The organism is Bacillus sp. RIT 809, assembly GCF_016892495.1.
In the GTDB taxonomy this organism is placed as follows: domain Bacteria; phylum Bacillota; class Bacilli; order Bacillales; family Bacillaceae_G; genus Bacillus_A; species Bacillus_A cereus_U.
The window spans coordinates 197,087-221,808 of sequence record NZ_JAFEMR010000004.1; the positions used below are offsets into that span (position 1 = coordinate 197,087).

Genomic DNA, 24,722 nt, shown 5'->3' on the forward strand with positions numbered 1-24,722 from the left:
AAACAGTCAGCATAAAAAGTTATGCTGACTGTTTTTTTAGCTCTTTCACATATGAATCTACACTTTGAAAAGGTACTGTAATTTTAAAAGCATCTTTTTGCTCGTTAAATTGTTTTTCATTATAAGGACCGAATCGTTTATTATGCTTTACATCGATAATCCAATAATGTTCACTTTTTTTATTTGTAATTGCTGCGTCAGGATTATTTGGATCTGATTTTTCCTCAATTTGTTTTGTGATAATGTATTTATCGTCCCAAGCAATTTCTGTAATTTTTGCAGGGATGTATTGTGTAGCATATACAGCATCCTGAGAGGGGAAAAGTTCAAATGCATCTCCAGAAGTATGTATGAGTTCATATTCATCGTTAATTGTATAAGTTAAATGGTTTGTATTGCCTGTACAACCTGTTAATAAGAGTGCGGCAAATAGGATTATCCATCTTTTCAATATGGGAACCTCCTTTACAATGCTGTTGTAACACATTGTACAAGAAAAGTAAGCGAAACGCCAGTTTACAATGTTTTTTAGAAGTGGTACGATGAAACGGGTAAAGAAGGATATGAAGGAGTCGACACAAAATGAAGTTAAAGATGCATCGTCCAGCGCTTGTAATGAATCGCATAGGTGCTTCCCTTATTGACATGTTTTTAATCTCAGTTACGTACGGTGCAGTAGTAGCTATTATTACCGGGAACTATAGTGCTATTTTCAATCGTTTTAATATAAGTTTAGGTGACTATAGATATGACCTTACACTTGTTTTCGTATTAATGGCTATAAATTTTATTGTGTTACCTTTTCTTTGGAACGGTTCTACACTTGGTAAAAAGGTAACAAGAACAAAAATAATCTCGTTAACAAGTGAAAAACTAACGTTACAAACATTAATAATACGATTTTTGGTATTATTATTACCAAGCATATTATTACTTGGAGTTCCATTAATATGCAATGTATATATGATGTTATTCCGCAAAGATAATTGTGGCTTCCATGATTTAATTGCAAAGACGAAAGTGATGAGTCTTGTATAATTAATATTTAAATTATAGGTGCTACTAATGAAATAAGACTTTTTATTGTTTGTATATAAAAAGTCTTATTTTTAATTTCGTAAAAAGTTTGATTATATAGGGAGGATATCTCCTATATAGTACCTTTCATATTACTGAAGGATGTTTAAAGAAGCGGTAGCTAATTCAAACACCCTATTTCTGTTTTGAATAGATTGAAAATTAAGAGAATGGTATAATGGATATAAATAATATCGTTATATAACAAAGGGGGATTTGCAATGACTGGAGGTAGCTTAATATTTTGGGGAATTCTTATTTTTATTGGTTTAACCTTCGATCAGTATAATAGTAAGAAAAAAAAAGAAACAAACAAGTAATCGCTTACAAGTTTTCGAGTTAACTTTTCCTGCTTGCGGATTAATCTAATAAAAGAGTATACTGAATGACGGTAAGACTTATAGAAGGGGTAATGAAAATGAAGCTTGCAGGAAAGGTTGCCATTGTAACTGGTGGTGGCATCGGTATTGGACGTAGTACAGCTCTTTTGTTGGCTAAGCAAGGCGCAAAAGTAATTGTGACGGACATTGATCAAGAAAGTGGACAAGCAACAGCTGAGGAAATTACGAATCTAGGCGGAGAGGCACTTTTTGTATCCTACGATATGGGAAAACAAGGAGATTGGCAACGTGTTATCAGTTTTGCTATGGAGGCATATAGTCGTGTTGATATGCTTTTTCAAAATGCTGGTCTGTATAAAATAGATTCTATTTTTTCTCGCCAACAAGAGAACGATTCCAATGTACTTTGTATTAATGACGTTTGGATAGAGATAAAACAATTAACGTCATCTTTTATGAAACAGCAAGAAGAAGTGGTGCTCAGTGATTTACCAGTTTTCGGTATTATTAGCACGAGAGGACAATCATTTCATACAATAGAAGCCCTAGTATAATAATGGAAAACCGCCCTCAGTATATATGTGGACGGTTTTTTTGTGTGTATTTTCAGCCATTCTAATTTCTTATCGTATAAGTAGAAACTATACAGAATACAAGTGATTTCGTACCCACTATTTTCTTTGTTTTAATTTGGTATGGGGTAGGAAGAGAATTTGACCGTTTCTATGCATGGCTAGGTTCTCTTTTCTACCTAAAAAAGAAGGTGTTGTATTTGCATGTATACTTAGCGAATACGTTGTTCGGTTTGACTATCAAAGAAATGTGCTTTATTCATATCAAAAGCAAGGTTAATTTGGTCACCAGGTGAAAAGATATGTCTGGCATCAACACGTGCTGCAAAATCTTGATTTCCAAGTTTCATATATAAAATGGATTCAGCCCCTAACAACTCTGCAACTTCAATTTTTGTTGTGAAAGTAGTAGATTGTGAAGCTTCTAAAAATAATAGTTCATCATGAATATCTTCTGGACGAATACCTAAAACAATTTCTTTATTTACATAGCCTTGTTCGCGTAATAACTTCATTTTTCCTTCAGATACTTTAATCTTTAGTGAACTGTCTATAACGAAATCGGTTTCAGTTAATTTTCCACGGAAGAAATTCATTGCGGGTGAACCGATAAAACCACCAACGAAAATATTTTCAGGTGTTTCATATACTTCTTTTGGAGTTCCAATTTGTTGGATTTTTCCGTCTTTCATAACAACAAGACGGGAAGCCATTGTCATTGCCTCAGTTTGATCATGTGTTACATAAATTGTCGTTGTACCAAGGCGGTGGTGTAATTTAGAAATTTCTGATCGCATTGCAACACGTAGTTTAGCGTCTAAGTTTGATAATGGTTCATCCATTAAGAAGACTTTTGCGTCTCGAACAATCGCTCTACCTAATGCGACACGTTGGCGTTGTCCACCTGATAAAGCTTTCGGTTTTCTATCTAAATATTGTTCAAGCCCTAAAATTTGAGCTGCATGTTTCACTCGACGGTCGATTTCATCTTTCGGTATTTTTCGAAGTTTTAATCCAAATGCCATATTATCATACACACTCATATGTGGATAAAGAGCGTAGTTTTGGAAGACCATTGCGATATCTCGATCTTTTGGAGGAACATCGTTCATTAGCTTACCATCAATTGAAAATTCTCCTTTTGAAATATCTTCAAGTCCAGCTACCATTCGTAGTGTTGTAGATTTTCCACAGCCAGAAGGACCAACGAATACGATAAATTCTTTATCTTGAATGTGTAAATTAAAATCTGTTACGGCTGTTACGTTATTATCATATATTTTATAAATATTTTCTAATTTAAGTTCTGCCATGATATTTCCCCCTAGAAAGTTTATGCAAACGTTTTCTTTGAATTTATTATAAACGAATAGATTCAAAAAAGAAATAAAAACACTATAAAAAAATAAAACGTTTTCATTATTCCTATGAATATATAATAAGTTCCACATGTTTTATCAGAAAAAGAAAATAAATATTGTAAGCGCTATTTTAAATTTGGATAGAATCTGTTATCATTCAGTAATGAAAACGTTTGCGCCTTAAAAAAAGAAAAAAGAATCAATAGTATAGATGAAATGGGGTAGCATAATGGAAAAACAATGGTGGAAAGAAAGTGTAGTATATCAAATTTATCCTCGTAGTTTTATGGATAGTAACGGTGATGGCATAGGGGATCTTCGTGGTATTCTTTCAAAGCTAGATTACTTAAAAGAACTAGGTATTGATGTAATTTGGTTATCACCAGTCTATGAATCTCCAAACGATGATAATGGTTACGATATAAGTGATTATTGTAAAATTATGAATGAGTTCGGAACAATGGAAGACTGGGATGAACTATTACATGAAATGCATAAACGTAATATGAAACTTATGATGGACTTAGTTGTTAATCATACTTCAGATGAACATAATTGGTTTATTGAATCACGTAAATCAAAAGAAAATAAATATAGAGACTATTATATATGGCGTCCTGGAAATGAAGGGAACGAGCCGAATAACTGGGGAGCAGCATTTAGTGGCTCTGCATGGCAATATGATGAAATGACAGATGAATATTATTTGCATCTGTTTTCTAAAAAACAGCCAGATTTAAACTGGGATAATGAAAAGGTAAGACAAGATGTTTATGACATGATGAAGTTTTGGTTAGAAAAAGGAATTGATGGGTTCCGTATGGATGTTATTAATTTTATTTCTAAAGAAGATGGCTTACCAGCTGTTGAAACGGATCAAGAAGGATATGTTTCAGGGCATAAACATTTTATGAACGGTCCGAACATTCATAAGTATTTGCATGAAATGAATGAAGACGTATTGTCTCAGTATGACATTATGACGGTTGGGGAAATGCCTGGTGTAACGACAGAAGAAGCTAAATTGTATACAGGAGAAGCTAGAAAAGAACTGCAAATGGTATTCCAATTTGAACATATGGATTTAGATTCTGGAGAAGGTGGGAAATGGGATGTAAAACCATGCTCACTTATTACTTTGAAACAAAATTTAACAAAGTGGCAAAAAGCATTAGAACAAACAGGCTGGAATAGCCTTTATTGGAATAACCATGACCAGCCTCGCGTTGTATCTCGTTTTGGTAATGATGGAGCTTATCATACTGAATCAGCAAAAATGTTAGCGACAGTGCTTCATATGATGAAAGGGACACCATATATTTATCAAGGAGAAGAAATCGGAATGACCAATGTTCGATTTGAATCGATTGATGAATATCGAGATATTGAAACATTAAATATGTATAAAGAAAAAGTTATAGAGCGCGGCGAAGATATAGATAAAGTGATGCAGTCTATATATATAAAGGGACGAGATAATGCTAGAACCCCGATGCAGTGGGATGATAGAGAACATGCTGGATTCACAACGGGTGAGCCTTGGATTGCGGTAAACCCTAACTACAAAGAGATTAATGTGAAACATGCAATCCAAGACGAAGAATCGATTTTTTATTACTATAAAAAATTGATTGAGTTACGCAAAAACAATGAAATAGTTGTGTATGGAACATATGATTTAATACTAGAAAATAACCCTTCTATTTTTGCTTATGTAAGAACATATGAAGAAGAAAAGCTTCTGGTGATTGCAAACTTCACTGCAGATGAATGTGTATTTGAATTGCCTGAGGATATTATTTATAGTGAATCAGAGTTATTAATATACAATTATGACGTAGAAAATGTATCGATAGAAAACATTACGTTACGACCATATGAAGCAATGGTATTTAAATTGAAATAAGAAAAAGCCTTATGCCACCCTGGCATAAGGCTTTTTCTATTACCATTTTAAAATAGAGAATCCGTACGGTGGAAGTGTAACTTGTAATACATTTGCTTCCGCTGAAAATTCTTCATTTGTATAAATGTTAATTATTTTCTTCCCAGTAATACGAAGAGGGAGTGAAGTTGTAACTTCACTGTTAGTAGGATTTAAAACGAAAAAGATAGTTTCATCTTCATATGTTTTTGTATAAGAAATATAATTATGTTCATCATTTGCCTCAATGAATTGAAAAGTACCGTGTCCTCCAAATGATTTATATTGTTTCCGTAATGAAATTAATGTTTGTATATGTGTAAATAAAAGAGTGTCTTGTTCTTTTTTATCCCATATCATGCATTTGCGACAGCCAGGGTCCATTCCACCATCCATACCGATTTCATCGCCGTAATAAATACAAGGAGAACCGATGAAAGAAAGGTGAAATACATAGAGTAACTTTAACTTATTTTTATCCCCGTTACATGTTGCTAAAATTCTAGGTGTGTCATGGCTGTCTAATAAATGAAATGCCGCTTCATTTACATTCATAGAGTAAAAATGTAGAGAATCTGTAATTTGTTTCATAAATTCACTTGAATTAATGGACTCGTTAGCAAAGTAAGAAAGTAGAGCGTTTGTAACCGGATAGCTCATTACAGCATCAAATTGGTCACCTTGTAGCCAGGGGAGTGCATCGTGCCAAATTTCTCCTAAAATATATACTTCAGGATTTAATGCTTTTATTTCACTTCGGAATTCTCTCCAAAAACTGTGATCGACTTCATTTGCCACATCAAGGCGCCAACCATCTATATGGAATTCCCTTACCCAATAACGACCTACTTCAAGTAAATATTCTTTTACATCTGGATGTGCCGTATTTAATTTAGGCATATATGGTGTAAATGCGAAAGTATCATAGCTAGGAAGTGGCTCGGTTATAATTGGAAACTCATGAATATGGAACCAATCTTTATAGGCGGAATTCTCACCTTGGTCCAGCACGTCTTGAAATTTATCAAAGAAGTATCCGCTATGATTAAAAACAGCGTCGAGCATTACTTTTATACCACGTTTATGACACGCTTCAATGAGTTCTTTGAAAGTTTCTTTCGTCCCGAATTGTGGATCGATTTCCATGTAATCAATTGTGTCATATTTATGATTCGAATGAGCTTTGAAAATAGGAGTGAAATAAATGCCAGAGATTCCAAGCTTCACAAGGTAATCAAGATTTTGAAGAATACCAGCAAAATCACCTCCGAAAAAATTAGTAGCAGTTGGCTCTGCACTGCTCCAAGGAAGGGTGTTTGCCGGATTTAATGTGCTATCCCCGTTAGCGAATCGTTCCGGGAAAATTTGATACCATACTGTGTCTTTAATCCAGGATGGTGCCCTGAAAACGTCTTTTGCATGAACAAATGGAAAGCAGAAAAAGTTACCGACATCGTCATTTGGGATATTAGAAAAAAATCCTCGTTCTGTATAAATAAAAGTTTCTACGTCGTTTTTTAATTCGAATCCATAACGTAAGCGTTTAAATTTTGGTTTGATTGAAACGGACCAATAATCAAATAACTCAGTAGATCCAGTTTTTTTCATCGGTGTACTCGCTGTAATCCATTTCCCGTCCTGCCATTCGTACGGGTCACCGTAGATGAGAGCGGCGTTGTGAACATCATCTCTTTTTGTGTGTATTCGGATGTGAATTGTTTTTTCGTCGTAAGCGTATGCATAATTATCTTTTGGCCTATGATAGATCGCTTCTTTAAGCATATAGAAAATCCCCCTTTAATATCTCTATACATATAGTTCCCTTAAACGAAATAATAAAGATTATGTTGCAAACGATTGCCTTCCACATAACTTTAATATTGCTTATAAGAGTAGTATTCATTTTATGTAAAGTCAATGAATAAAGAGTATGATAAGATTATTTTGAAAATTAATATTTGCAAAATGAATAAAAGGATGTATAATGATAGACAAATAGCGCAAACGTTTTCATAGATTTAGATATTGTTTGCGCTTCTATTAAACTATTAAATGCAAACGTTTTCAATTAAAGAGGTACATAGACAATTTAGGGAGGTTTTTGGGATGAAGAAAGCATTATCACTATTAACGATTTCAGCATTGTCAATTGGCATGTTATCTGCATGTGGACCGAAAGATTCAGGAAAAAAAGAGGAAAGTAAAGCGAAGAAAGACTATGATCTTCTCGTTTGGGAAGATGATAAAAAAGGTGTTGGTTTAGAACCAGCAGTGAAAAGCTTTGAGGAAAAATATAAAGTAAAAGTAAAAGTTGTTGAAATGCAAATGACAGATCAAGTGAAAAAGTTACGTCTTGATGGACCAGCGGGGACGGGACCAGATGTTGTAACATTGCCACACGATCAAATCGGAAATGCAGTAACAGAAGGCTTACTTTCTGAAGTAAAAGCAGATGACACAGTGAAGAGTAAATTTACTGACTTATCAATAAAGGCACAAACATACAACGGGAAATTATATGGTTTACCAAAAGCAATTGAAACACCAATTTTTATTTACAATAAAAAATTAATGCAAAAAGCTCCAGAAACGATGGACGAGCTATTTAACTTCTCAAAAGACTTTACGAAGGATGGCAAGTACGGATTTTTAACATTAGGAGATAACTTCTACTTTGCTAACGCGTTTATGGCAGGTATGGGCGGATATGTATTTGGTGAGAAAGACGGAAAGCCAAATGCAAGTGATGTTGGATTAAATAATAGCGGAGCAGTACAAGGTGCTGAATATCTTCAAAAATGGTACAAAGAAAAGTTATTCCCGAAAGGTATTATCGGTGAATCTGGTGGACCTGCTGCTGACGGATTATTCAATGAAGGAAAAGCAGCATCTATTATGAATGGACCGTGGGCGTTCCAAGCGATGGAAAAGAACGGAATTGATTATGGTGTTGCTCCAATGCCGAAATTACCAAATGGTCAACCGATGAAAACATTTGTTGGGGTAAAAGGATGGCATGTAACAAGCTTCTCTAAACAAAATGATTTAGCTACAAAGTTCACTGAGTGGGTAACAAATGAAGAAAATGCAAAAATTCGATTTGAGAAGACAAAAGAAATTCCTCCAGTAAAATCAGTAATGGAAGATCCGATTATTAAAGATAACGAAGCTGCAAAAGCAGTTGCAACTCAATCAGAAAATGGAATTCCAATGCCGAATATTCCAGAAATGCAAGAAGTATGGAAACCAGCTGGAGACGCTCTTCAGTTAGTTGTTACAGATAAAGAGGCACCAAAAGCCGCGCTTGATAGTGCAGTGAAACAAATTAAAGGAAATATTGAGGCAAATCATAGTAAGCAAAAATAAGGTGAAATTCGTGCCTCTAATATGAGAGGCACGAATTCTCTCCCTTCCAAGTAGGAAGAAAAAAGGGGGAAGGAACATGCAAACATCTATGGAACCAATGAAAGATATGAACGGTTCGAAACATAGGAAAATGGCGACCATGTTATCTATTATTCCAGGCATGGGTCAAATATATAATAAACAATTTGTAAAAGGTCTTATTTTTCTAGTATTAACAGGTTCATTTATTGTAGCATTTGCTGATTTGTTAAATATGGGATTATGGGGAATTGTAACGCTCGGTACAGAAGTTCCACGTGACCATTCTGTCTTTCTATTAGTAGAAGGAATTTTGGCACTTATCGTCATAGTGTTTGGACTAGGAATATATGGATTTAACTTATATGATGCATACCAAAATGGGAAGAAACGTGATATAGGAACACCATTAAACTCAGTAAAAGAGCAATACCGTAACTTATTAGATCAAGGTTTTCCATATTTAATGGTTTCACCAGGATTTCTATTACTTATCTTTGTAGTTGTATTTCCAATCATTTTTGTAATTTTAATTGGATTTACGAACTATGACTTATATCACTCTCCTCCAGCTAAATTAGTAGATTGGGTGGGCTTTAAAAACTTTATTGATATTTTCACATTACCAATGTGGAGAGAGACATTTTTAAGTGTATTTTCTTGGACTGTCATTTGGACATTTGTTGCAACAACATTACAAGTTGCACTTGGTATTTTCTTAGCAATTATCGTAAATCAGCCTGGTATTAAAGGTAAGGCAATTATTCGAACAATCTTCATTTTACCGTGGGCTGTTCCAGCATTCGTATCTATTCTTGTCTTCTCGGGTATGTTTAATGAAACATTTGGAGCAATTAATAATCAAGTATTAGCTTTATTCGGGATTGAAAAGATTGCTTGGATGACAGATCCGTTTTGGGCGAAGATTGCTTTAATTATGATCCAAACGTGGCTCGGTTTCCCATTCGTCTTTGCAATGACAACAGGTATATTGCAATCGATTCCAGGAGAATTATATGAAGCTGCTACAGTAGATGGAGCAACTGCTTGGCAACAGTTCCGCAAAATTACATTGCCACTTGTTTTATACGCAACAGCACCAATTTTAATTACACAATATACGTTTAACTTTAATAACTTTAGTATCATTTATCTATTTAACGGCGGAGGTCCTGCTGTAGCGGGGCAAGATGCAGGTGGAACGGATATTTTAATTTCATGGATTTATAAGTTAACGATGACTTCAGCGCAGTACGGAAAAGCAGCAGCTCTTACAATGATTTTATCGTTAATCGTTATTACAGTTGCATTATGGCAATTTAAGAGAACAAAATCATTCCAAGAAGAGGATATGATGTAAATGAATATTAAACGACAAAAGATGTTACGTCTTTCATTAAGTTATTTAGTTATCTTCATAATGTGTGCGATTATTTTCTATCCATTACTATGGATTATTGGTTCATCGTTTAATCCAGGAGATAGTTTGTCTGGTTCTAGCATTATTCCAAAAAATGCTACGTTAGATCATTATCGTAAGCTACTTGATCTTGATTCAAGTAAGTACTTACTTTGGTATAAAAATACGTTAAAAGTTAGTGTTATGACGATGATTTTTTCGGTGTTAGCAATTAGCTTTACTGCTTATGCATTTTCGAGATATCGTTTTGTCGGAAGAAAAAATGGTTTATTAACATTTTTAATTCTACAAATGATTCCGAACTTTGCAGCGTTAATCGCACTATACGTATTAGCGCAGTTAACAGGATTAATTGATACACATCTTGCATTAATTTTAATTTATGTAGGTGGAGCAATTCCAATGAATACTTGGCTTATGAAAGGGTATTTTGATACGATTCCGAAAGAGTTGGATGAGTCAGCCCGCATGGATGGAGCAGGACACTTCCGTATTTTTTGGCAAATCATTATGCCGCTTGCAAAGCCAATCGTAGCGGTTGTAGCATTATTCACTTTCATCGGTCCATTTACAGATTTCATTTTAGCAAGTATTATTTTACGCACGCCGGAAAATTACACTTTAGCAGTTGGATTATATGAAATGGTAGCGAAAAAATTTGGTAATGAATTTACGACGTTTGCAGCGGGTTCAGTATTAATTGCAATACCAATTTCGATTTTATTCCTATCATTACAAAAATACTTCATTTCTGGTTTAACAGCTGGTGGTACGAAAGGATGAAAATGGGACATTACGTCCCATTTCTCTTTTCATCTCTCTATAAAAGGATTTGTAGGGAGATGAAAAGAGATTTGACATTAAATGTGAAAAAATGTGAAATAAATAGTATATTATAGTATAGGAAAAAAGAGCTATATCCCTTACAATACATGGAGAGGGAGAATAAGATGATTTTTGCAAGATAAAACAAAGTGATGAAAGTTTACGACTTCTCCTATTACTTGCACCGATTGCAAGATAACAATATATGAAATATGGCAGAGAAGTGAGAGGGGGGATTTTTATGACAGTTACAATTAAAGATGTGGCGAAGAAGGCAAATGTTGCACCATCGACAGTTTCCCGTGTAATTGCTGATAATCCAAGTATAAGTGAAAAGACAAAGCGCCGTGTTCGAAAAGTGATGAGTGAACTAGGCTATCACCCAAATTTAAATGCAAGAAACCTTGCAAATCAAACAACGAAAACACTTGGGCTCGTTATGCCGAGCTCAGCAAGTAAAGCTTTCCAAAACCCATTCTTTCCAGAAGTTATAAGAGGAATTAGTTCATTTGCACATATGGAAGGGTATGCGCTCTATATGTCGACAGGTGAAACGGAGGACGAAATTTTTAATGGTGTTGTAAAGATGGTACAAGGGCGCCAAATTGGTGGAATTATTCTTTTGTATTCAAGAGAAAACGATCGGATCATTCAATATCTGCATAATCAAAATTTCCCGTTTGTCTTAATCGGAAAACCATATGATCGAAAAGATGAAATTACATATGTAGATAATGATAATTATACAGCTGCAAGAGAAGTAGCCGAGTATTTAATTTCATTAGGGCATAAACAAATCGCATTCATTGGTGGGGGATCAGATTTACTTGTAACGAGAGATCGTTTGGCAGGTATGAGTGATGCTTTGAAATTAGGAGATATTCTACTACCGAAAGAGTACATTTTACATTTTGATTTTTCAAGAGAGAGTGGTCAACAGGCTGTTGAGGAATTAATGGGACTAAAGCAACCACCAACAGCAATTATCGCAACTGATGATTTAATTGGACTTGGCGTACTAAGCGCACTTTCTAAAAAAGGGTTTGTTGTACCGAAAGATGTTTCTATTGTAAGTTTTAATAATGCTTTATTATCAGAAATTGCTAGTCCACCGCTTTCAACAGTTGATGTGAATATTTATCAATTAGGGTATGAAGCGGCAAAAGCTTTAGTTGATAAGGTAGAGCATTCTGAGTCTACTTCAAAATGCATTATTATTCCGCATAAATTATTGAAGCGCCAAACTTGTGATCATTATGCGTAAAAAAAGCTAAGAGTTTAACTCTTAGCTTTTTGCTTTAGAAAGGCTTCTAAACGGTCGCAGCCTTCTTTTAAAGTTTCCATACTATAAGCATAGGAAAGGCGAAGGTAGCCTTCACCATATTCAGAAAATGCCGTTCCAGGAACGACGGCCAGCCCAGCTTCTTTTACAAGATCAAGTGCAAAATCAAATGATGAAGATGTTAAGTTTCCGACATATGGGAATAAATAAAATGCACCCGTTGGCTTCTCGACTGTTAAGTCCATTTGAATGAGTCTATTATATACGTAATCACGGCGCTTTTTATATTGATGACGCATCATCTTAGGTGCATCTTTAGCAGCTGTTAACGCTTCAATTGCAGCATGTTGGGCGATTGAATTAGCGCATGTCACATTGTATTGATGAACTTTTAAAATATGCTTTGCTAAATAATTAGGAGCAAATAAAAATCCAATACGCCATCCTGTCATAGAATGTGATTTGGCTAAGCCATTAATGACAATAGTCTTCTCGCGCATTTCTGGGAATTGAGCAATAGATGTGTGTTGCCCTTCATATACAAGTTCGCTATAAATCTCATCGGAAAGAACGAAAATATTCTTATCTTTTAAGATAGATACAATATCTTCTAATTCTTCTTTTGATAAGGTAACACCAGTTGGATTAGAAGGATACGGTAAAACGACGCATCTTGTTCGTTCTGTAATTGCATTTTGCAGAGCTTCAGCTGTTAAACGAAATCCAGTTTCACGAACATCTATAAAAATGGGAGTTGCACCGCATAGTCGAATAATCGGCTCGTAACCAGGATAAATAGGAGCAGGTAAAATCACTTCCGTTCCTGGCTCTAAAATTGTTCGAAATGCAACATCAATCGCTTCACTAGCACCGATTGTAACGATGGTTTCGTTTTCAGGTGAATAATGTAAATCGTAATTATCTTTTACAAAGTTACAAGCCGCCTCGCGTAATTCTAGTAAACCAGCGTTATGTGTATAGCTTGTATAATTTTCTGTAATGGCCCGTTTAGCAGCTTCTTTTACTAAAGAAGGTGTAGGGAAGTCGGGTTGCCCAATTGTTAAAGAGATGAGATTATCATAGTTTTGAATCATGTTAGAGAACTGACGGATTCCAGAAATTTGGATGTCCTTCACTCTAGGATTAATGAATTGTTCCATTGTATCTCCCTTTCTTCCGTTTGAAAATTAAGTTCATTTTATCATATTTTTAACTATTACGCTTTGTTTATAAAATTCCCCCGCTATTTTTAAAATTCAGTGGAAGTAAGAAATTATGTGAGGATCCAAATGTCCATAAGAGTATAAGTTGTGTGAGTTAATTAAAGCTTCACTCCATTTGTTTAAGCATAAACAAAAAAAAAGCCGCTGCAAGCGACTTTTAATAACCGTATTCCCAATCTATTTCATCTTCGTTCCAAAGTACGGAAGATACTCTGCCAAGATGGACAACGGATTCATTTACAGCACATGTACAATCTTCTTCCCCTGCTTTATGTTGCAATTCTTCGTATACTGATTTTTCAACGTTTTCTAGCACAACCAAATTTTCTTCTTTTAAAACAAGCGTAGTACCCGCCATATTTATCTTCCTCCTACTAAAGTAATGATCACTTATTTGTAAACATAGATAGTATGGATTATATGCTGTATTTTGCAATAGTTGTCCGTCTAGTGAAGTGTTTTTTATTTTCTTTGTAATCCGTATTCATTGTATACTGCACGAAGGAAATTTGGTACAGGGTTTACAATCATTTCGGAAATTTGTAACATTTATTATTAGTTGTTAACAAATAATTAACAAAAATGTTAAGAAAAATCAAAATTTTAAAACAAATAGACTTATAAAATGATATAATCATATCAAAATACATATAGGGGATGACAGGCTATGGAGCTGATTCGTGATTTAATGATCCAAATTGCCATCATTATTTTACCACTATTTTTATATGAAGCGATTCGTTTAAATCGTTATCAAGAAATGCTTCCGAAGCCTAATCGCTACTTTATTATGTTTTTATCTAGCGTTACACTCGTTCTCTCCATGACATACTCTATTTGTTTTGGTACCGTTTGCGGATACAATTTCCATCCAATCCCAATTGTTAGTGGTTTTTTATATGGTGGGATTGTTGGGCTCATCCCTGCCATTATTTTTGTTGCATATGAATGGATTTCTAAGGGGCTCAGTTGGTTGCCTATCGTAGAAGTTATATTTCTTTCGATAATTCCATTGTTTTTGTCAAAGAAATGGTCTCTGTTTTCAAGAGATAAGAAGCTAATATTAGCTTTTATGATTGCATCATTTTATGTTCTTGTTTCATTAGTAGTCGGGATGTTGAATGTCCTTTTAGAAACAGGTTTTACACCGTACATATCTAATCTATATAGTGGGTATATATTTGCATCACTTATTATGGTTATGACAATGGTATTTCAAGTGTATTTGACTGAGTATTTAAACGAAAATGCATTATTGCGTACAGAAATGCAAAAATCAGAAAAACTTAATATTATAAGTGAGTTAGCTGCAAGTGTTGCACATGAAGTTCGAAACCCTCTCACTGTTGTACGAGGGTTTATTCAATTGCTAGAGAGTACGGAAGACGTAAAAAACAAAGATTATATGCGTCTCGTATTAGCTGAACTGGATCGTGCTGAACAGATTATTTCAGATTATTTAAATTTAGCAAGGCCTCAAATTGAAAAAAAAGAACATATTTGTTTATCAGCACAATTAATTGAAATGACAACTCTTATGTCATCATTTGCAGCGATGCAGGGCGTTTATTTGCAAGTTGAGATTTCTGAGAGCCTTTATACTATCGGCGATAAGGCGAAATTGAAGCAAGCTATTATGAATGTTGTTAAAAACGGTATTGAAGCAATTCAAGGAAACAAAGGGTATTTAAAAGTAACGGCTATTCAAAAAGATGAAATGATAATAATAAGAGTTAAAGATAGTGGTGTTGGAATGACAAAAGAACAGTTAGCAAGGCTTGGACAACCGTATTATTCTTTAAAAGAAAAAGGAACAGGATTAGGTCTTATGGTAACATTTAGTATTTTACAAGCGCATAATGGTACATTGGAATATAAAAGTGAAAGCGGAAAAGGAACTGAAGCTATTATTATATTGCCAGCTGTACGATATAAGGAATAAAAGTTACCGGTAGAAGGTAACTTTTTATTTTATCTTGCATTAGAAAAATATACGAAATTTCATTCATTTATTTTATCTTGTTTTGTTCGAACGAATAAACTTTTAAATGATTGAAAGAAGCTTTGCTCTTTTGAGGCGGCGACTAATTTTTTTGTTTCCTGAATTTCGCGAATAACTTGCATAAGTTGTGCATCGCGGTTGCTATCTTTATTGTAAATTTGATTGACAAGTTTATTCATTTTTTCTTCTTGTTTGGATTCTCGCTTATACATATGATTCATTAATAAGTCCATCTTTTCTTTTTGGAGTGCATCTGTTTGAGCGGCGTGAACAACTAGCTCTTGTAACATTTTTTCTTGAGAGCCTTCTTTTACATAAACTTGTTGCATTAGTTCATCTAATTTCTCGTCTTTTAAACGATTTTGTGTAATGAGAGTAGAGTTTTGATGAATAATTGCTTCATTTAATTGAGCAAGCATTTCAAGTTTTAACATGAACTCCTCAAAGTTACGTCCATCTTCTTTCGGTTGTATCTCTTGTTTATCTTGAATAACAGGGACAGGTGGGGCCTCTTTTTCTTTTAAAATAATAGGTATTGTTTCTGAAATGTCTTCTTGTAATGTAGCAGCTCTTTCATGTATAGATTTCAATAGTTTTAAATCATCCAATTTATAAATACGAGCATCAGCTGTTTTGGAAATAATATAACCGTGTTCCTCTAAGAGTTGGCTATATTTTCGGACTATATGTTTTGGGATACCTGTTTTATTTGTAACATCTTTCGTTTTATAAATAGCTTCCATGATAGTTCCTCCCCAAAAAGTATCGTATATATCATTTCAATCTTTTATGAGGACTTCCTTTGAAAAAGAATGTCGGAAGGTTATTAGTTTTCTACAGCATTAGTGAAAAGATGAGGAAAAATGAATGTTTTTGGCGAAATGGAGAGGAAGAGCTAAAATAATGTCTGAAAACATACATAGAAGAAGTTTGTTATAATAACTGAGGAAAAGAAATTGGTAGGAACACGGAGGTACACATGAAGCAATTTAAAGGTGTTATCATTTCAATTATTGCAATTCTTTCTCTTTTGGTAGCGGTATATGAAGTACTTGTGCCAGAGGAGACAAGTACTAAAAAAACAACTACGTATGATCAAATTCTAGAGTTCCCGAAAGAACGATATCCAGAGACCGGGAAACATATAACGGATGCTATAAAAGAAGGGCATTCAGAAATGTGCACAATTGATCGTAATGGTGCAGCGGATAGAAGGAAATTATCGTTAGCGCCATATCCGACGAAGAAAGGTTATGATCGTGATGAATGGCCGATGGCGATGTGTAAGGAGGGTGGAAAAGGAGCCCATATTGAATATATAAGTCCAGCAGATAACCGCGGTGCAGGTTCTTGGGTAGGGAATAAGCTAGACAAATATCCAGATGGTACGCGTGTGAAATTTGAAGTGAAATAGTAATTGGCATACATTTCATATTGGAGGAGAGGGGTAGTTATGGAATTAACAATTTCATATTCGCAATTAATGATAATGAATTATGATGGTCAGCAGCCTTATGTAGATTGGACTCCTGAAGATTTTGAAAGAGGCTATGCTGAGGTGGATGGAGCTATTATTTTTGAAGCAATCTCTGACTATACTTGTGAAGTAGAAGTTACTTGCGGAAATCATATTGAGAAAGAAGAAGTGGTTAGAACGATATCAGTTCCTTTCACAGTGAAGAATGAAGAAGTATATATAACAAGTATTCTTTCTAATAAATTGCATATTCCTATTCCTAACGGGGAATATATGATAGTCTTGCAGGCAACTCCTCTTGAAGAGCCAACAGACGATGAATTGTATAAAGTACAATACGACTTCTATTTTGAGAGTGTAGAATAAAAAAACGTGTTATCCTTTTTGAAGGATAACACGTTTTTTTATTATGCGTTTGTTTTTAGGAGAGAACGAGCTTCTTTTGCTGCCTGAACCATGTGCTCTAAAGCAGGTATAACTTCCTCAGTTCTTCGTGTTTTTAAACCACAGTCTGGATTAATCCAGAAATATTTAGGATCACATACTTGTAAAGATTGTTCTAAGATTGCGAACATTTCATCTTTACTTGGGACACGTGGGCTATGAATATCATATACACCTAGACCAATTCCTTTTTCATATGTTGTATGTTTTAATGTATTAATAAATTCTCCATGACTTCTTGATGTTTCGATAGAAATAACATCTGCATCTAATGCACGAATTGCATCTACAATATCTTCGAAGTTACTGTAACACATATGAGTATGAATTTGTGTTTCATTTTCTACAGAAGATGTTGCTAAAAGGAAGGATTGAACTGCCCATGTAATGTATGCATCCCAATCTTTTTCTTTTAACGGCATACCTTCACGAAGTGCAGGCTCATCGACTTGGATTACTCTAATTCCGGAAGATTCAAGTAATTCAATTTCATGACGAAGTGCTAATGCAATTTGATATGAAACTTCTTTTCTTGAAATATCATTTCGAACGAATGACCAATTTAAAATAGTGACAGGTCCAGTGAGCATACCTTTTACTACTTTCTCTGTTAAGCTTTGTGCATATACAGTTTCTTTAATAGTCATTCCACTTATAAAGGCAACATCACCATAAATAACAGGTGGTTTTACGCAACGGGAACCGTATGATTGTACCCATCCGTTTTTAGTAAAGGAGAAACCAGCAAGTCTTTCGCCAAAATATTCCACCATGTCAGTTCTTTCGAATTCACCATGTACTAGTACATCAAGACCAATATCTTCTTGGTAACGAATCCACTTTGCAGTTTCTTGTTCAATGAATTGATTATATTGTTCATTTGTAATATCGCCGTTACGCCACTGTTTACGTGTTTGACGAACTTCAGATGTTTGCGGGAAGCTACCGATAGTTGTTGTTGGTAACAACGGTAATTGTAAAGCTACTTGCTGTAGTTCATATCGTTTTTCAAATGGAAGAGGACGTGAGAAATCATCTTCTTTAAGTGATGTACGTGCCACTTTTACATCTTCACGATTACGTGCAGCTGATGAGCGGATTGCATGATGTGCATTACGATATGTTGTCAAATCGCTACTTATGCTGTCTACACCTTTAGTAAGAGCAGAATGGATAAGGACTAGTTCTTCTAATTTTTGATTAGCAAATGCAAGTGCATCAAATAATTCAGTTGCTAAGTGCGTTTCTCCTGTTTTATCAATTGGAGTATGCAATAAGCTACAAGAAGGTTGAACAATGAAACCTTTTGCTGTGATTTGATTTTGTAATGTTGTAAATAAAGAAAGTACATCATCAAGATCAGCTCTCCAAATGTTACGGCCATCTATACAACCGATAGCTAAAATTTTATCGGCTGGGAATCCATATTTTGAAATAGCATTTACATTACCTTCTTTGCCATGAACAAAGTCTAATCCAATACCAGAAACAGGGAATGTAATGATTTCTTCATAGTTCTCTTCTACACTATCAAAATATGTTTGTAGAAAAAGATTAGCATTCGGAACTTCTTTATGAATAGCTTCGTAAAGTTCTTTCGCTTGATTAATTTCATCTTTTGTTAAAGATGCGAAGATTGGTTCGTCAACTTGAATAATTTGTGCTCCAGCTGCGTGTAATTCAGAGAATAATTGTACATAAGGTGCAACTAGCTCTTTTAAAATAGTGGCAAATTGCTCTTCGTTATAACCTTTTGCTAGTTTTAGGAATGTATAAGGTCCTAAAATAACTGGTTTTCCATCAACACCTAACTCTTTTTTCGCTTCTTCATATAAACGAAGAGGACGATTGTCTTTTAAAGAGATTTGTAATCCTTCTTCATATTCAGGAACAATGTAATGATAGTTTGTGTTAAACCATTTTGTCATTTCAGAAGCAACATGATCTTTAGAGCCGCGTGCCATTGCAAAATATACATCAAGGTAAGAGGTAAACTCTGAAAAACGTGACGGGATGAATCCTAACATGTAGGCCGTATCCAGAACGTGGTCATAATATGTAAAATCGCCAACTGGAATTAATTCAATTCCTTTTTCTTGCTGTACTTTGACGTGTTGAAGGCGAATTTCTTTCATTGTCGTTAAAAATTGTTCTTCATCAATTTTATTGGACCAAAAAGCTTCCAATGTTTTTTTCCACTCTCGTTGTAGTCCGATACGTGGATAACCTAAGTTACTTGTTTGAATTGCCATTTTAAATTCCTCCCTAATTGAAAGTAAGCATTTCCGTTTACTCGGAAATACCTATAACAAAAAGCATAAAGGCATAGAAAAATAAGCCTTCCTTTTTGTTTTTAACACCTCATCATCATCCGTGAGTCTATCAGTGTTGTTAAAACAGGCAGGTCTCCTGACTTATGCTTTATATAATTTCTTTCACCTTCCCGTTTTCACAGTGGCATAGAAAAGAAATCTCAGCATTTACAGTGGCGGGACCGTGTTGGAGTTGCACCAAGCTTCCCTTTTAAACACGAAACGAAATTTCCGTGTACCTATTTTCCTTTTGAAAGGAATTTAACAAGCGATATGATATTGAAACAAATTCTAACACAATTTTTTGAATTTTGTCCACTGTTTTAAAAAGAGAAAATTCTAAAGTTTTTTATTAATTATTATTTTAAATATTCTGATTTTTATAAGTGGAGAAAAGGTATGAGAATTGAAATAAATTGTGGTTAAGTTTCCGAAGAAGAGGGCTATCTTCTTCGGAAACTTAACCTTCATCAATATCAATTTCTGAAAGCCGTCCTGCCACTGCATCTGTAAGGAGGGTGTTTAACCATTGTAATTCAACGGTAATATGCTCAATAACGCTTTGTAAAATGTATAGTTGTGCACGTGGAATGTTCCCTTTGCTACAATCGTATATAGTTTGCATTTTATGTAAATATTGAACGGTATCATTTTTCTTTTTTTCTAAAATAGGAACTAACTCTCGATCATCACCAAAATGAGCAAAAGAGAGTGCGGAATAGATCGGTTTATATATTTGGTTTTTTGCTTCGAACTGTTTTAATAGTAACGTGTGAAATAGCCGTTTACCTTCTTCTGTTATATGAAAGATTGTTTTATCTGGTCTATTCGTATCTCGAACAATAGTTGTAATGCGAATTGCACCTTGCTTTTCTAATTGCTCGAAGGCGTAGTACAGTGATCCTTTTGCATATTTAATATAATAATCCATGTGTCGTTCTTTCATAATGTGCTGCACTTCATATGGATGTTTATCTCCTTCGAGTAGCAAGCCGAGAATGACTAATTTCATACTCATGCTGTCTCAACTCCTGTATATAGAAACTTTATTCATATTATAAACGGCATATCCTTTTTCATAAAGGGATATGCCGTTTCTTTTTCTATACTAACTTACTTTCTTTTGTTTTTGTTTCGTTTTTGGTCCTGTGAAGAGGCGCTCATTTCCCATAAGTAAAATACAAATAATACTTAGTACGGCTGGAATAAGTGCCCAGAAGAACGTATTAGCAATAGATGTTGCAAGAGCCTCCTTAATGCCGCTCAGTACTTCAGGAGGTAGCTTTTCAGTAGCATTTGGTGATAATAAAAAGCTTGTGTCTCCACCTTTAGGAGCCATTTTTGCTAGTTCAGGAGGGAAGACTGCTTTTAATTTATCAGTGAAAACATGATTTTGAATTGTACCGAAAATCGTTACACCAAGAGTCATACCGAGTGAACGGAAGAATGAATTTGTTGATGTAGCAGAACCGCGATCTCTCATTTCTAGTTTGTGAATAGATGCCATACTTAAAACTGAGAAGGAGAATCCAACTCCAAGTCCAGCAAGTACCATAAACATTGTTACGAGTGTACGAGGTGTTTCCATTGTTAAAGTACTTAGTAAATAAATACCAAGAACGAAGAAAACTCCAGATACTATCATGATGTTACGATAACTTGTTCGTGAAGCTAACTGTCCACCAGTTTGACTTCCAATTACAGATCCTACCATCATAGGTGTCAAAATTAATCCAGCATTTGAGGCTGAACCACCGAGAACACCTTGAACGAAGATTGGAATATAAACTGTACAGATGATAAAAGCTGCGCCATAGAAAAAGGCAACACCTTGGCTAGCTGCAAATAAAGGTTTTTTAAATAAATGGAAAGAAATAATAGGCTCGGTTGCGTTTCTTTCTACGAAGAAGAAAATAATAAGCATAATAATAACAGTTGAAAATAAACCAATAATCACATTAGAGTTCCATGCATATTCCTTACCACCAAGTTCTAGGGCAAACATTAAGCAAATGATACTAATGACAAGTGTAATGGCACCAGCCCAGTCAATTTTTTGTTTTCTATATTCTAGAGACTCGTTATAGTATTTAGTAATGAAGAAGAAGGAAATAAGTCCTAATGGAATATTAATATAGAAGACCCAGTGCCAACTTATATAATCTGTAATGTAAGCACCTAATAAAGGTCCGAAAACACTAGATGTTCCGAAAACAGCACCAAATAGTCCGGTCATTTTTCCGCGTTTTTCAGGCGGGAATATATCATACATAATTGTAAATGCGATAGGCATAAGAGCTCCGCCACCAATTCCTTGAATGGCTCTATAAATACTTAGTTGTTCAATACTTGATGCTGTCCCGCAAAGTGCAGAACCGAATAAGAAAAGAATTAGTCCGCCAATATAAAAACGTTTCCGCCCGTACATATCAGAAAGCTTACCGAATATAGGCATTCCGGCCATTGTTGCTACCATGTAGGCAGATGTGACCCAAACGAATTTGTCGAACCCTCCTAAGTCTCCGACAATCGTTGCCATCGCAGTTGCGACGATTGTGTTATCCATTGCTGCCATTAGAATACCAAGTAGTAAACCAGCAACAACAAATTTTGTTTTACTTGAATCTTTTTTTGAAAGTTGTGCTTCCAAATATAGCCCTCCTTTAATGAAAATTAAACTAACTTAAGTTTTTTAGTGCAATGCGTACAAACTTTATGTACAGTTTGTATCGTTCCCTCTTCATTTATAAAAAATTGCATTGACATGATATAAAGGATGGAAATCATAAATTATATTATAGTCAAATTTGACTAAAAGGTAAATGTTTTCTTAAGCCAAAGTATTTTATTATATTGACGAAAAGAGAGAGTAAGAATTTATTTTTTTATGTAGTTACGGAAGGAAATTGTAAAAAAATATTTAATTAAAGAATAACCTGTGTCAACCTATTAAAAATGGTTTTTTCTTTATATTGTCGAATAGGATAAAAGGAAAAGAAAAATTTAAAATGGTTTGTAACAAGCTCAATATTTTTTCTTAGTGTAGTTTATTGCATCGAGAGGCAGAATAAAGTTGTATAGATGATATATCTGGAATGAGGTGAATATATTATGAAAATATGGAAACGAATTTCGGATCAAGGAAGGTATTCTATACCGTTACAGCCGGTTTTGTGGATTGATGGTTCTAAAAAGGATACGGAAGCATCTAATGTAGCAGTCACATTGCAAATCCGTAGTATGTATAAAGAAAAATTTTCATATGAGATAATCTATGATGTTAATGACATACTAATTATTCGACTTGAAGTTGAAAACAAAGGTGTTGAAATGATTTCGCGAGTAGTTGTAAGTCATATGATTCGTGATTATTTCGCGTATATCCCAAACTCTTTAAAAGCAGATAAGGGAATAAGTGAGTTTTTATTTCAGCTTGTAAGGTGGCGAATCGATAATCTATCGCCGAGTGAAAGGGTAGAATTAATTTGTCAAATAAAAGCAAATAAAGATAAAGCTCCTCCCAATTCATTATTTCAGGCTACATATACATTTCAATATAAAGGAGTATCATATGGACCGCTACAAACAAATGAAGTGGTTGTCAGAAAATGATAAGAAGGAACCTGTGCGAAAGGTTCCTTCTTTAATGAAGATTGTGCTTCTTGAGTAATTTCTTTTGTTCCACTCCTTTTTTTCCAACATAGTTATTTTTGTATCCAAAATATAGAATGAATAGAAATGAAATAACATTTACTAGAGCGTCAATTTGATCGTTTGTAATGAAGTTTATTCCGAAAGAGTTAAATAGTAAGTTTAATGATAATAAAAAGCCAGCTAGTAAGCGCATAATATCTGATAGATTTTCTTTTTGAGGCATATAGGTCACTCCTTTCTAAAAACGATATATAGTATATATATGAAATAAAATAGAAAAGGTATACGAGCTTAAGTAGAAATGTACATGGAATATGTACATTTTTTATTTTGTAGAAAAACATTATTGTTATAGAAGCATATATTAGTATAGAAGGGAGGGAAAGTATGAAATATAAAGGGAAAATAAGTGGATTACTACTTGGGAATACAGTGGCAGTTACAGAATGGATTGCGCTGCAGGACGTAATTACAAAACTGGATTCGCGATCATTTTATACTGTCTTTATTATTTATATGTTGCAAATGATACTAAGCTGCTATTTTGGACATTGGTATGATAAAAGAGAGAGTGGGCGTATGAATACGGAAGTAGGAGGAATGGCAAGCAACGATTTTGTTGTTGATTTTTTGGGGAAATTAGCTGCTTTATCGGAACGAGATTCTCGTAATATTACAGTGTACATTCTTTCTGTAAAAGAATGGGAAGAATTAAAAGACACAGTGCAAGAAAAAAGGTTGGAAGTGTTAGTGCAAAAATTGGAACATACCATTGTAAAGACAATTCGAAAAGGTGATGTCGTTACTAAATGGGATGAAAATAAGTATGTTATTGTAGCGATTGATAATGGCTATGAAAAGTCAACAATAACAAATCGATTAATCAAAAATATTCAAAATGAAATAGCGAATGATTTATTAAGTGTCACACTATTATTTGGGGCTGCAAGTTATCCGATAGGAGGGAAAACTTTTGAAGATTTGTTTAGAAAGGCACAAAATCAATTGTATAATTATAGAAACTTGCAAAGTCATGAATGAAACTTTGATTTGAAGAAGTATGATATAAAGAATTTTTTGTAACATTTTTTTGTCTTTTGTTACAAGAAAACTTTTTTTTGTAACAAAAGTCTTTAAAAATATATGAAATCAGCATATAATTGTCTGTGGATGTGTCAATGCATTTTGCACAATGCGTTTCATTTTAAAAGTGTAGAGGAAAGCATGCTCTACACTTTTCCTTTTTAAGAAATTAAAAGAATCTTTGTAAGAGTTGCGAGGTCACCTTTGCACTATGTAAAATGGACAAAGAGGCTATTTGATAGAAAGTGAGAAAGGGAATGATAGACGTGAGAGGTCAACGATCATCTTTTATCAGGTGAAACATTATAGTGTTTCTTGCAGTAGGTAAGATTAAGGTAAAT

The 24,722-nt window shown here is 34.3% G+C and carries 23 protein-coding genes and 1 riboswitch; of the genes, 13 read left to right on the forward strand and 10 right to left on the reverse strand.

Annotated elements, in window-relative coordinates:
- Window positions 1-19: 19 nt before the first annotated feature.
- The gene (locus tag JTF23_RS06855) at window positions 20-451 is read right to left on the reverse strand and encodes a DUF3997 domain-containing protein (RefSeq protein ID WP_002033805.1); all 432 of its coding nucleotides are present in this window, start codon (window positions 449-451) and stop codon (window positions 20-22) included.
- 131 nt (window positions 452-582) lie between these two features.
- Here JTF23_RS06855 and JTF23_RS06860 point away from each other — a divergent pair, with 131 nt between their 5' ends.
- From JTF23_RS06860 to JTF23_RS06870, 3 genes are all read left to right on the forward strand, one after another.
- Window positions 583-1,038: an RDD family protein gene (locus JTF23_RS06860; RefSeq protein WP_002014800.1), complete on the forward strand. Its 456-nt coding sequence runs from the start codon at window positions 583-585 to the stop codon at window positions 1,036-1,038.
- A 260-nt stretch (window positions 1,039-1,298) separates the two neighbouring features.
- On the forward strand, window positions 1,299-1,397 hold the full coding sequence (locus tag JTF23_RS06865; protein WP_002145961.1) for a hypothetical protein: 99 nt from the start codon (window positions 1,299-1,301) through the stop codon (window positions 1,395-1,397).
- A gap of 65 nt (window positions 1,398-1,462) precedes the next feature.
- Window positions 1,463-1,972, forward strand: coding sequence for an SDR family NAD(P)-dependent oxidoreductase (locus JTF23_RS06870; RefSeq protein ID WP_033710801.1), 510 nt, complete (start codon window positions 1,463-1,465; stop codon window positions 1,970-1,972).
- A 230-nt stretch (window positions 1,973-2,202) separates the two neighbouring features.
- Here the strand turns inward: JTF23_RS06870 and JTF23_RS06875 are convergent, their stop codons facing one another.
- Window positions 2,203-3,303, reverse strand: coding sequence for an ABC transporter ATP-binding protein (locus JTF23_RS06875; RefSeq protein ID WP_002111551.1), 1,101 nt, complete (start codon window positions 3,301-3,303; stop codon window positions 2,203-2,205).
- Window positions 3,304-3,580: 277 nt separating this feature from the next.
- On the opposite strand from JTF23_RS06875, the gene JTF23_RS06880 reads away from it, so the two are divergent.
- Window positions 3,581-5,257 (forward strand): glycoside hydrolase family 13 protein, encoded by a 1,677-nt coding sequence (locus JTF23_RS06880; RefSeq protein ID WP_204208344.1) that lies wholly within the window; start codon window positions 3,581-3,583, stop codon window positions 5,255-5,257.
- A gap of 39 nt (window positions 5,258-5,296) precedes the next feature.
- Here JTF23_RS06880 and JTF23_RS06885 read toward each other — a convergent pair whose 3' ends face one another.
- A complete protein-coding gene (locus tag JTF23_RS06885; protein ID WP_204208346.1) occupies window positions 5,297-7,057 on the reverse strand; it encodes an alpha-glycosidase in 1,761 nt (586 codons plus the stop codon).
- Between the two features lie 324 nt (window positions 7,058-7,381).
- Between JTF23_RS06885 and JTF23_RS06890 the strand changes: the two genes are divergently transcribed.
- From JTF23_RS06890 to malR, 4 genes are all read left to right on the forward strand, one after another.
- Complete coding sequence (locus JTF23_RS06890) at window positions 7,382-8,641, forward strand: extracellular solute-binding protein (RefSeq protein ID WP_204208348.1); 1,260 nt, start codon at window positions 7,382-7,384, stop codon at window positions 8,639-8,641.
- A 76-nt stretch (window positions 8,642-8,717) separates the two neighbouring features.
- Window positions 8,718-10,019 carry a maltosaccharide ABC transporter permease MalC gene (gene malC, locus JTF23_RS06895; RefSeq protein ID WP_002088367.1) on the forward strand — a complete coding sequence of 434 codons (1,302 nt, stop codon included), beginning with the start codon at window positions 8,718-8,720 and terminating at the stop codon, window positions 10,017-10,019.
- Window positions 10,020-10,862, forward strand: coding sequence for a maltosaccharide ABC transporter permease MalD (gene malD, locus JTF23_RS06900; protein WP_002160656.1), 843 nt, complete (start codon window positions 10,020-10,022; stop codon window positions 10,860-10,862). It abuts the gene before it with no gap.
- Between the two features lie 283 nt (window positions 10,863-11,145).
- Window positions 11,146-12,168 (forward strand): maltose operon transcriptional repressor MalR, encoded by a 1,023-nt coding sequence (gene malR / locus JTF23_RS06905; RefSeq protein ID WP_002160657.1) that lies wholly within the window; start codon window positions 11,146-11,148, stop codon window positions 12,166-12,168.
- 14 nt (window positions 12,169-12,182) lie between these two features.
- On the opposite strand, the gene JTF23_RS06910 is transcribed toward malR, so the two are convergent.
- Both JTF23_RS06910 and JTF23_RS06915 read right to left on the reverse strand, forming a co-directional pair.
- Window positions 12,183-13,346 (reverse strand): aminotransferase A, encoded by a 1,164-nt coding sequence (locus JTF23_RS06910; RefSeq protein WP_204208350.1) that lies wholly within the window; start codon window positions 13,344-13,346, stop codon window positions 12,183-12,185.
- 220 nt (window positions 13,347-13,566) lie between these two features.
- Window positions 13,567-13,767 (reverse strand): hypothetical protein, encoded by a 201-nt coding sequence (locus JTF23_RS06915; RefSeq protein WP_002111542.1) that lies wholly within the window; start codon window positions 13,765-13,767, stop codon window positions 13,567-13,569.
- A gap of 309 nt (window positions 13,768-14,076) precedes the next feature.
- Here JTF23_RS06915 and JTF23_RS06920 point away from each other — a divergent pair, with 309 nt between their 5' ends.
- Complete coding sequence (locus tag JTF23_RS06920) at window positions 14,077-15,351, forward strand: sensor histidine kinase (RefSeq protein ID WP_002111540.1); 1,275 nt, start codon at window positions 14,077-14,079, stop codon at window positions 15,349-15,351.
- A 59-nt stretch (window positions 15,352-15,410) separates the two neighbouring features.
- On the opposite strand, the gene JTF23_RS06925 is transcribed toward JTF23_RS06920, so the two are convergent.
- On the reverse strand, window positions 15,411-16,154 hold the full coding sequence (locus JTF23_RS06925; protein ID WP_002111539.1) for a DUF3967 domain-containing protein: 744 nt from the start codon (window positions 16,152-16,154) through the stop codon (window positions 15,411-15,413).
- Window positions 16,155-16,390: 236 nt separating this feature from the next.
- Here JTF23_RS06925 and nucA point away from each other — a divergent pair, with 236 nt between their 5' ends.
- A complete protein-coding gene (nucA, locus tag JTF23_RS06930; RefSeq protein ID WP_204208352.1) occupies window positions 16,391-16,825 on the forward strand; it encodes a DNA-entry nuclease in 435 nt (144 codons plus the stop codon).
- 39 nt (window positions 16,826-16,864) lie between these two features.
- Window positions 16,865-17,254, forward strand: coding sequence for a competence protein ComJ (comJ, locus tag JTF23_RS06935; RefSeq protein WP_002111536.1), 390 nt, complete (start codon window positions 16,865-16,867; stop codon window positions 17,252-17,254).
- 41 nt (window positions 17,255-17,295) lie between these two features.
- Here comJ and metE read toward each other — a convergent pair whose 3' ends face one another.
- From metE to JTF23_RS06950, 3 genes are all read right to left on the reverse strand, one after another.
- Window positions 17,296-19,584, reverse strand: coding sequence for a 5-methyltetrahydropteroyltriglutamate--homocysteine S-methyltransferase (gene metE / locus JTF23_RS06940; RefSeq protein ID WP_204208354.1), 2,289 nt, complete (start codon window positions 19,582-19,584; stop codon window positions 17,296-17,298).
- Window positions 19,585-19,714: 130 nt separating this feature from the next.
- Window positions 19,715-19,902: riboswitch (cobalamin riboswitch) on the reverse strand.
- A 202-nt stretch (window positions 19,903-20,104) separates the two neighbouring features.
- Window positions 20,105-20,662, reverse strand: coding sequence for a PadR family transcriptional regulator (locus tag JTF23_RS06945; protein ID WP_088079298.1), 558 nt, complete (start codon window positions 20,660-20,662; stop codon window positions 20,105-20,107).
- A 90-nt stretch (window positions 20,663-20,752) separates the two neighbouring features.
- Window positions 20,753-22,294 carry an MDR family MFS transporter gene (locus JTF23_RS06950; RefSeq protein ID WP_002145976.1) on the reverse strand — a complete coding sequence of 514 codons (1,542 nt, stop codon included), beginning with the start codon at window positions 22,292-22,294 and terminating at the stop codon, window positions 20,753-20,755.
- Between the two features lie 461 nt (window positions 22,295-22,755).
- Between JTF23_RS06950 and JTF23_RS06955 the strand changes: the two genes are divergently transcribed.
- Window positions 22,756-23,256: a hypothetical protein gene (locus tag JTF23_RS06955; protein ID WP_002160663.1), complete on the forward strand. Its 501-nt coding sequence runs from the start codon at window positions 22,756-22,758 to the stop codon at window positions 23,254-23,256.
- Between the two features lie 31 nt (window positions 23,257-23,287).
- On the opposite strand, the gene JTF23_RS06960 is transcribed toward JTF23_RS06955, so the two are convergent.
- Complete coding sequence (locus JTF23_RS06960; RefSeq protein WP_002160664.1) at window positions 23,288-23,521, reverse strand: phage holin; 234 nt, start codon at window positions 23,519-23,521, stop codon at window positions 23,288-23,290.
- 164 nt (window positions 23,522-23,685) lie between these two features.
- Between JTF23_RS06960 and JTF23_RS06965 the strand changes: the two genes are divergently transcribed.
- The gene (locus JTF23_RS06965) at window positions 23,686-24,339 is read left to right on the forward strand and encodes a diguanylate cyclase domain-containing protein (RefSeq protein ID WP_204208355.1); all 654 of its coding nucleotides are present in this window, start codon (window positions 23,686-23,688) and stop codon (window positions 24,337-24,339) included.
- Window positions 24,340-24,722 lie beyond the last annotated feature (383 nt).

What these genes read in the sequence shown, in the direction of transcription:
- comJ (WP_002111536.1), top strand. Translation starts at nt 16,865, where the DNA reads ATGGAATTAACAATTTCATATTCGCAATTAATGATAATGAATTATGAT.
- JTF23_RS06910 (WP_204208350.1), bottom strand. Translation starts at nt 13,346, where the DNA reads ATGGAACAATTCATTAATCCTAGAGTGAAGGACATCCAAATTTCTGGA.
- JTF23_RS06955 (WP_002160663.1), top strand. Translation starts at nt 22,756, where the DNA reads ATGAAAATATGGAAACGAATTTCGGATCAAGGAAGGTATTCTATACCG.
- malD (WP_002160656.1), top strand. Translation starts at nt 10,020, where the DNA reads ATGAATATTAAACGACAAAAGATGTTACGTCTTTCATTAAGTTATTTA.
- JTF23_RS06925 (WP_002111539.1), bottom strand. Translation starts at nt 16,154, where the DNA reads ATGGAAGCTATTTATAAAACGAAAGATGTTACAAATAAAACAGGTATC.
- JTF23_RS06890 (WP_204208348.1), top strand. Translation starts at nt 7,382, where the DNA reads ATGAAGAAAGCATTATCACTATTAACGATTTCAGCATTGTCAATTGGC.
- JTF23_RS06945 (WP_088079298.1), bottom strand. Translation starts at nt 20,662, where the DNA reads ATGAGTATGAAATTAGTCATTCTCGGCTTGCTACTCGAAGGAGATAAA.
- JTF23_RS06875 (WP_002111551.1), bottom strand. Translation starts at nt 3,303, where the DNA reads ATGGCAGAACTTAAATTAGAAAATATTTATAAAATATATGATAATAAC.
- nucA (WP_204208352.1), top strand. Translation starts at nt 16,391, where the DNA reads ATGAAGCAATTTAAAGGTGTTATCATTTCAATTATTGCAATTCTTTCT.
- JTF23_RS06960 (WP_002160664.1), bottom strand. Translation starts at nt 23,521, where the DNA reads ATGCCTCAAAAAGAAAATCTATCAGATATTATGCGCTTACTAGCTGGC.
- malC (WP_002088367.1), top strand. Translation starts at nt 8,718, where the DNA reads ATGCAAACATCTATGGAACCAATGAAAGATATGAACGGTTCGAAACAT.
- JTF23_RS06965 (WP_204208355.1), top strand. Translation starts at nt 23,686, where the DNA reads ATGAAATATAAAGGGAAAATAAGTGGATTACTACTTGGGAATACAGTG.
- JTF23_RS06915 (WP_002111542.1), bottom strand. Translation starts at nt 13,767, where the DNA reads ATGGCGGGTACTACGCTTGTTTTAAAAGAAGAAAATTTGGTTGTGCTA.
- JTF23_RS06920 (WP_002111540.1), top strand. Translation starts at nt 14,077, where the DNA reads ATGGAGCTGATTCGTGATTTAATGATCCAAATTGCCATCATTATTTTA.
- malR (WP_002160657.1), top strand. Translation starts at nt 11,146, where the DNA reads ATGACAGTTACAATTAAAGATGTGGCGAAGAAGGCAAATGTTGCACCA.
- metE (WP_204208354.1), bottom strand. Translation starts at nt 19,584, where the DNA reads ATGGCAATTCAAACAAGTAACTTAGGTTATCCACGTATCGGACTACAA.
- JTF23_RS06880 (WP_204208344.1), top strand. Translation starts at nt 3,581, where the DNA reads ATGGAAAAACAATGGTGGAAAGAAAGTGTAGTATATCAAATTTATCCT.
- JTF23_RS06865 (WP_002145961.1), top strand. Translation starts at nt 1,299, where the DNA reads ATGACTGGAGGTAGCTTAATATTTTGGGGAATTCTTATTTTTATTGGT.
- JTF23_RS06870 (WP_033710801.1), top strand. Translation starts at nt 1,463, where the DNA reads ATGACGGTAAGACTTATAGAAGGGGTAATGAAAATGAAGCTTGCAGGA.
- JTF23_RS06885 (WP_204208346.1), bottom strand. Translation starts at nt 7,057, where the DNA reads ATGCTTAAAGAAGCGATCTATCATAGGCCAAAAGATAATTATGCATAC.
- JTF23_RS06860 (WP_002014800.1), top strand. Translation starts at nt 583, where the DNA reads ATGAAGTTAAAGATGCATCGTCCAGCGCTTGTAATGAATCGCATAGGT.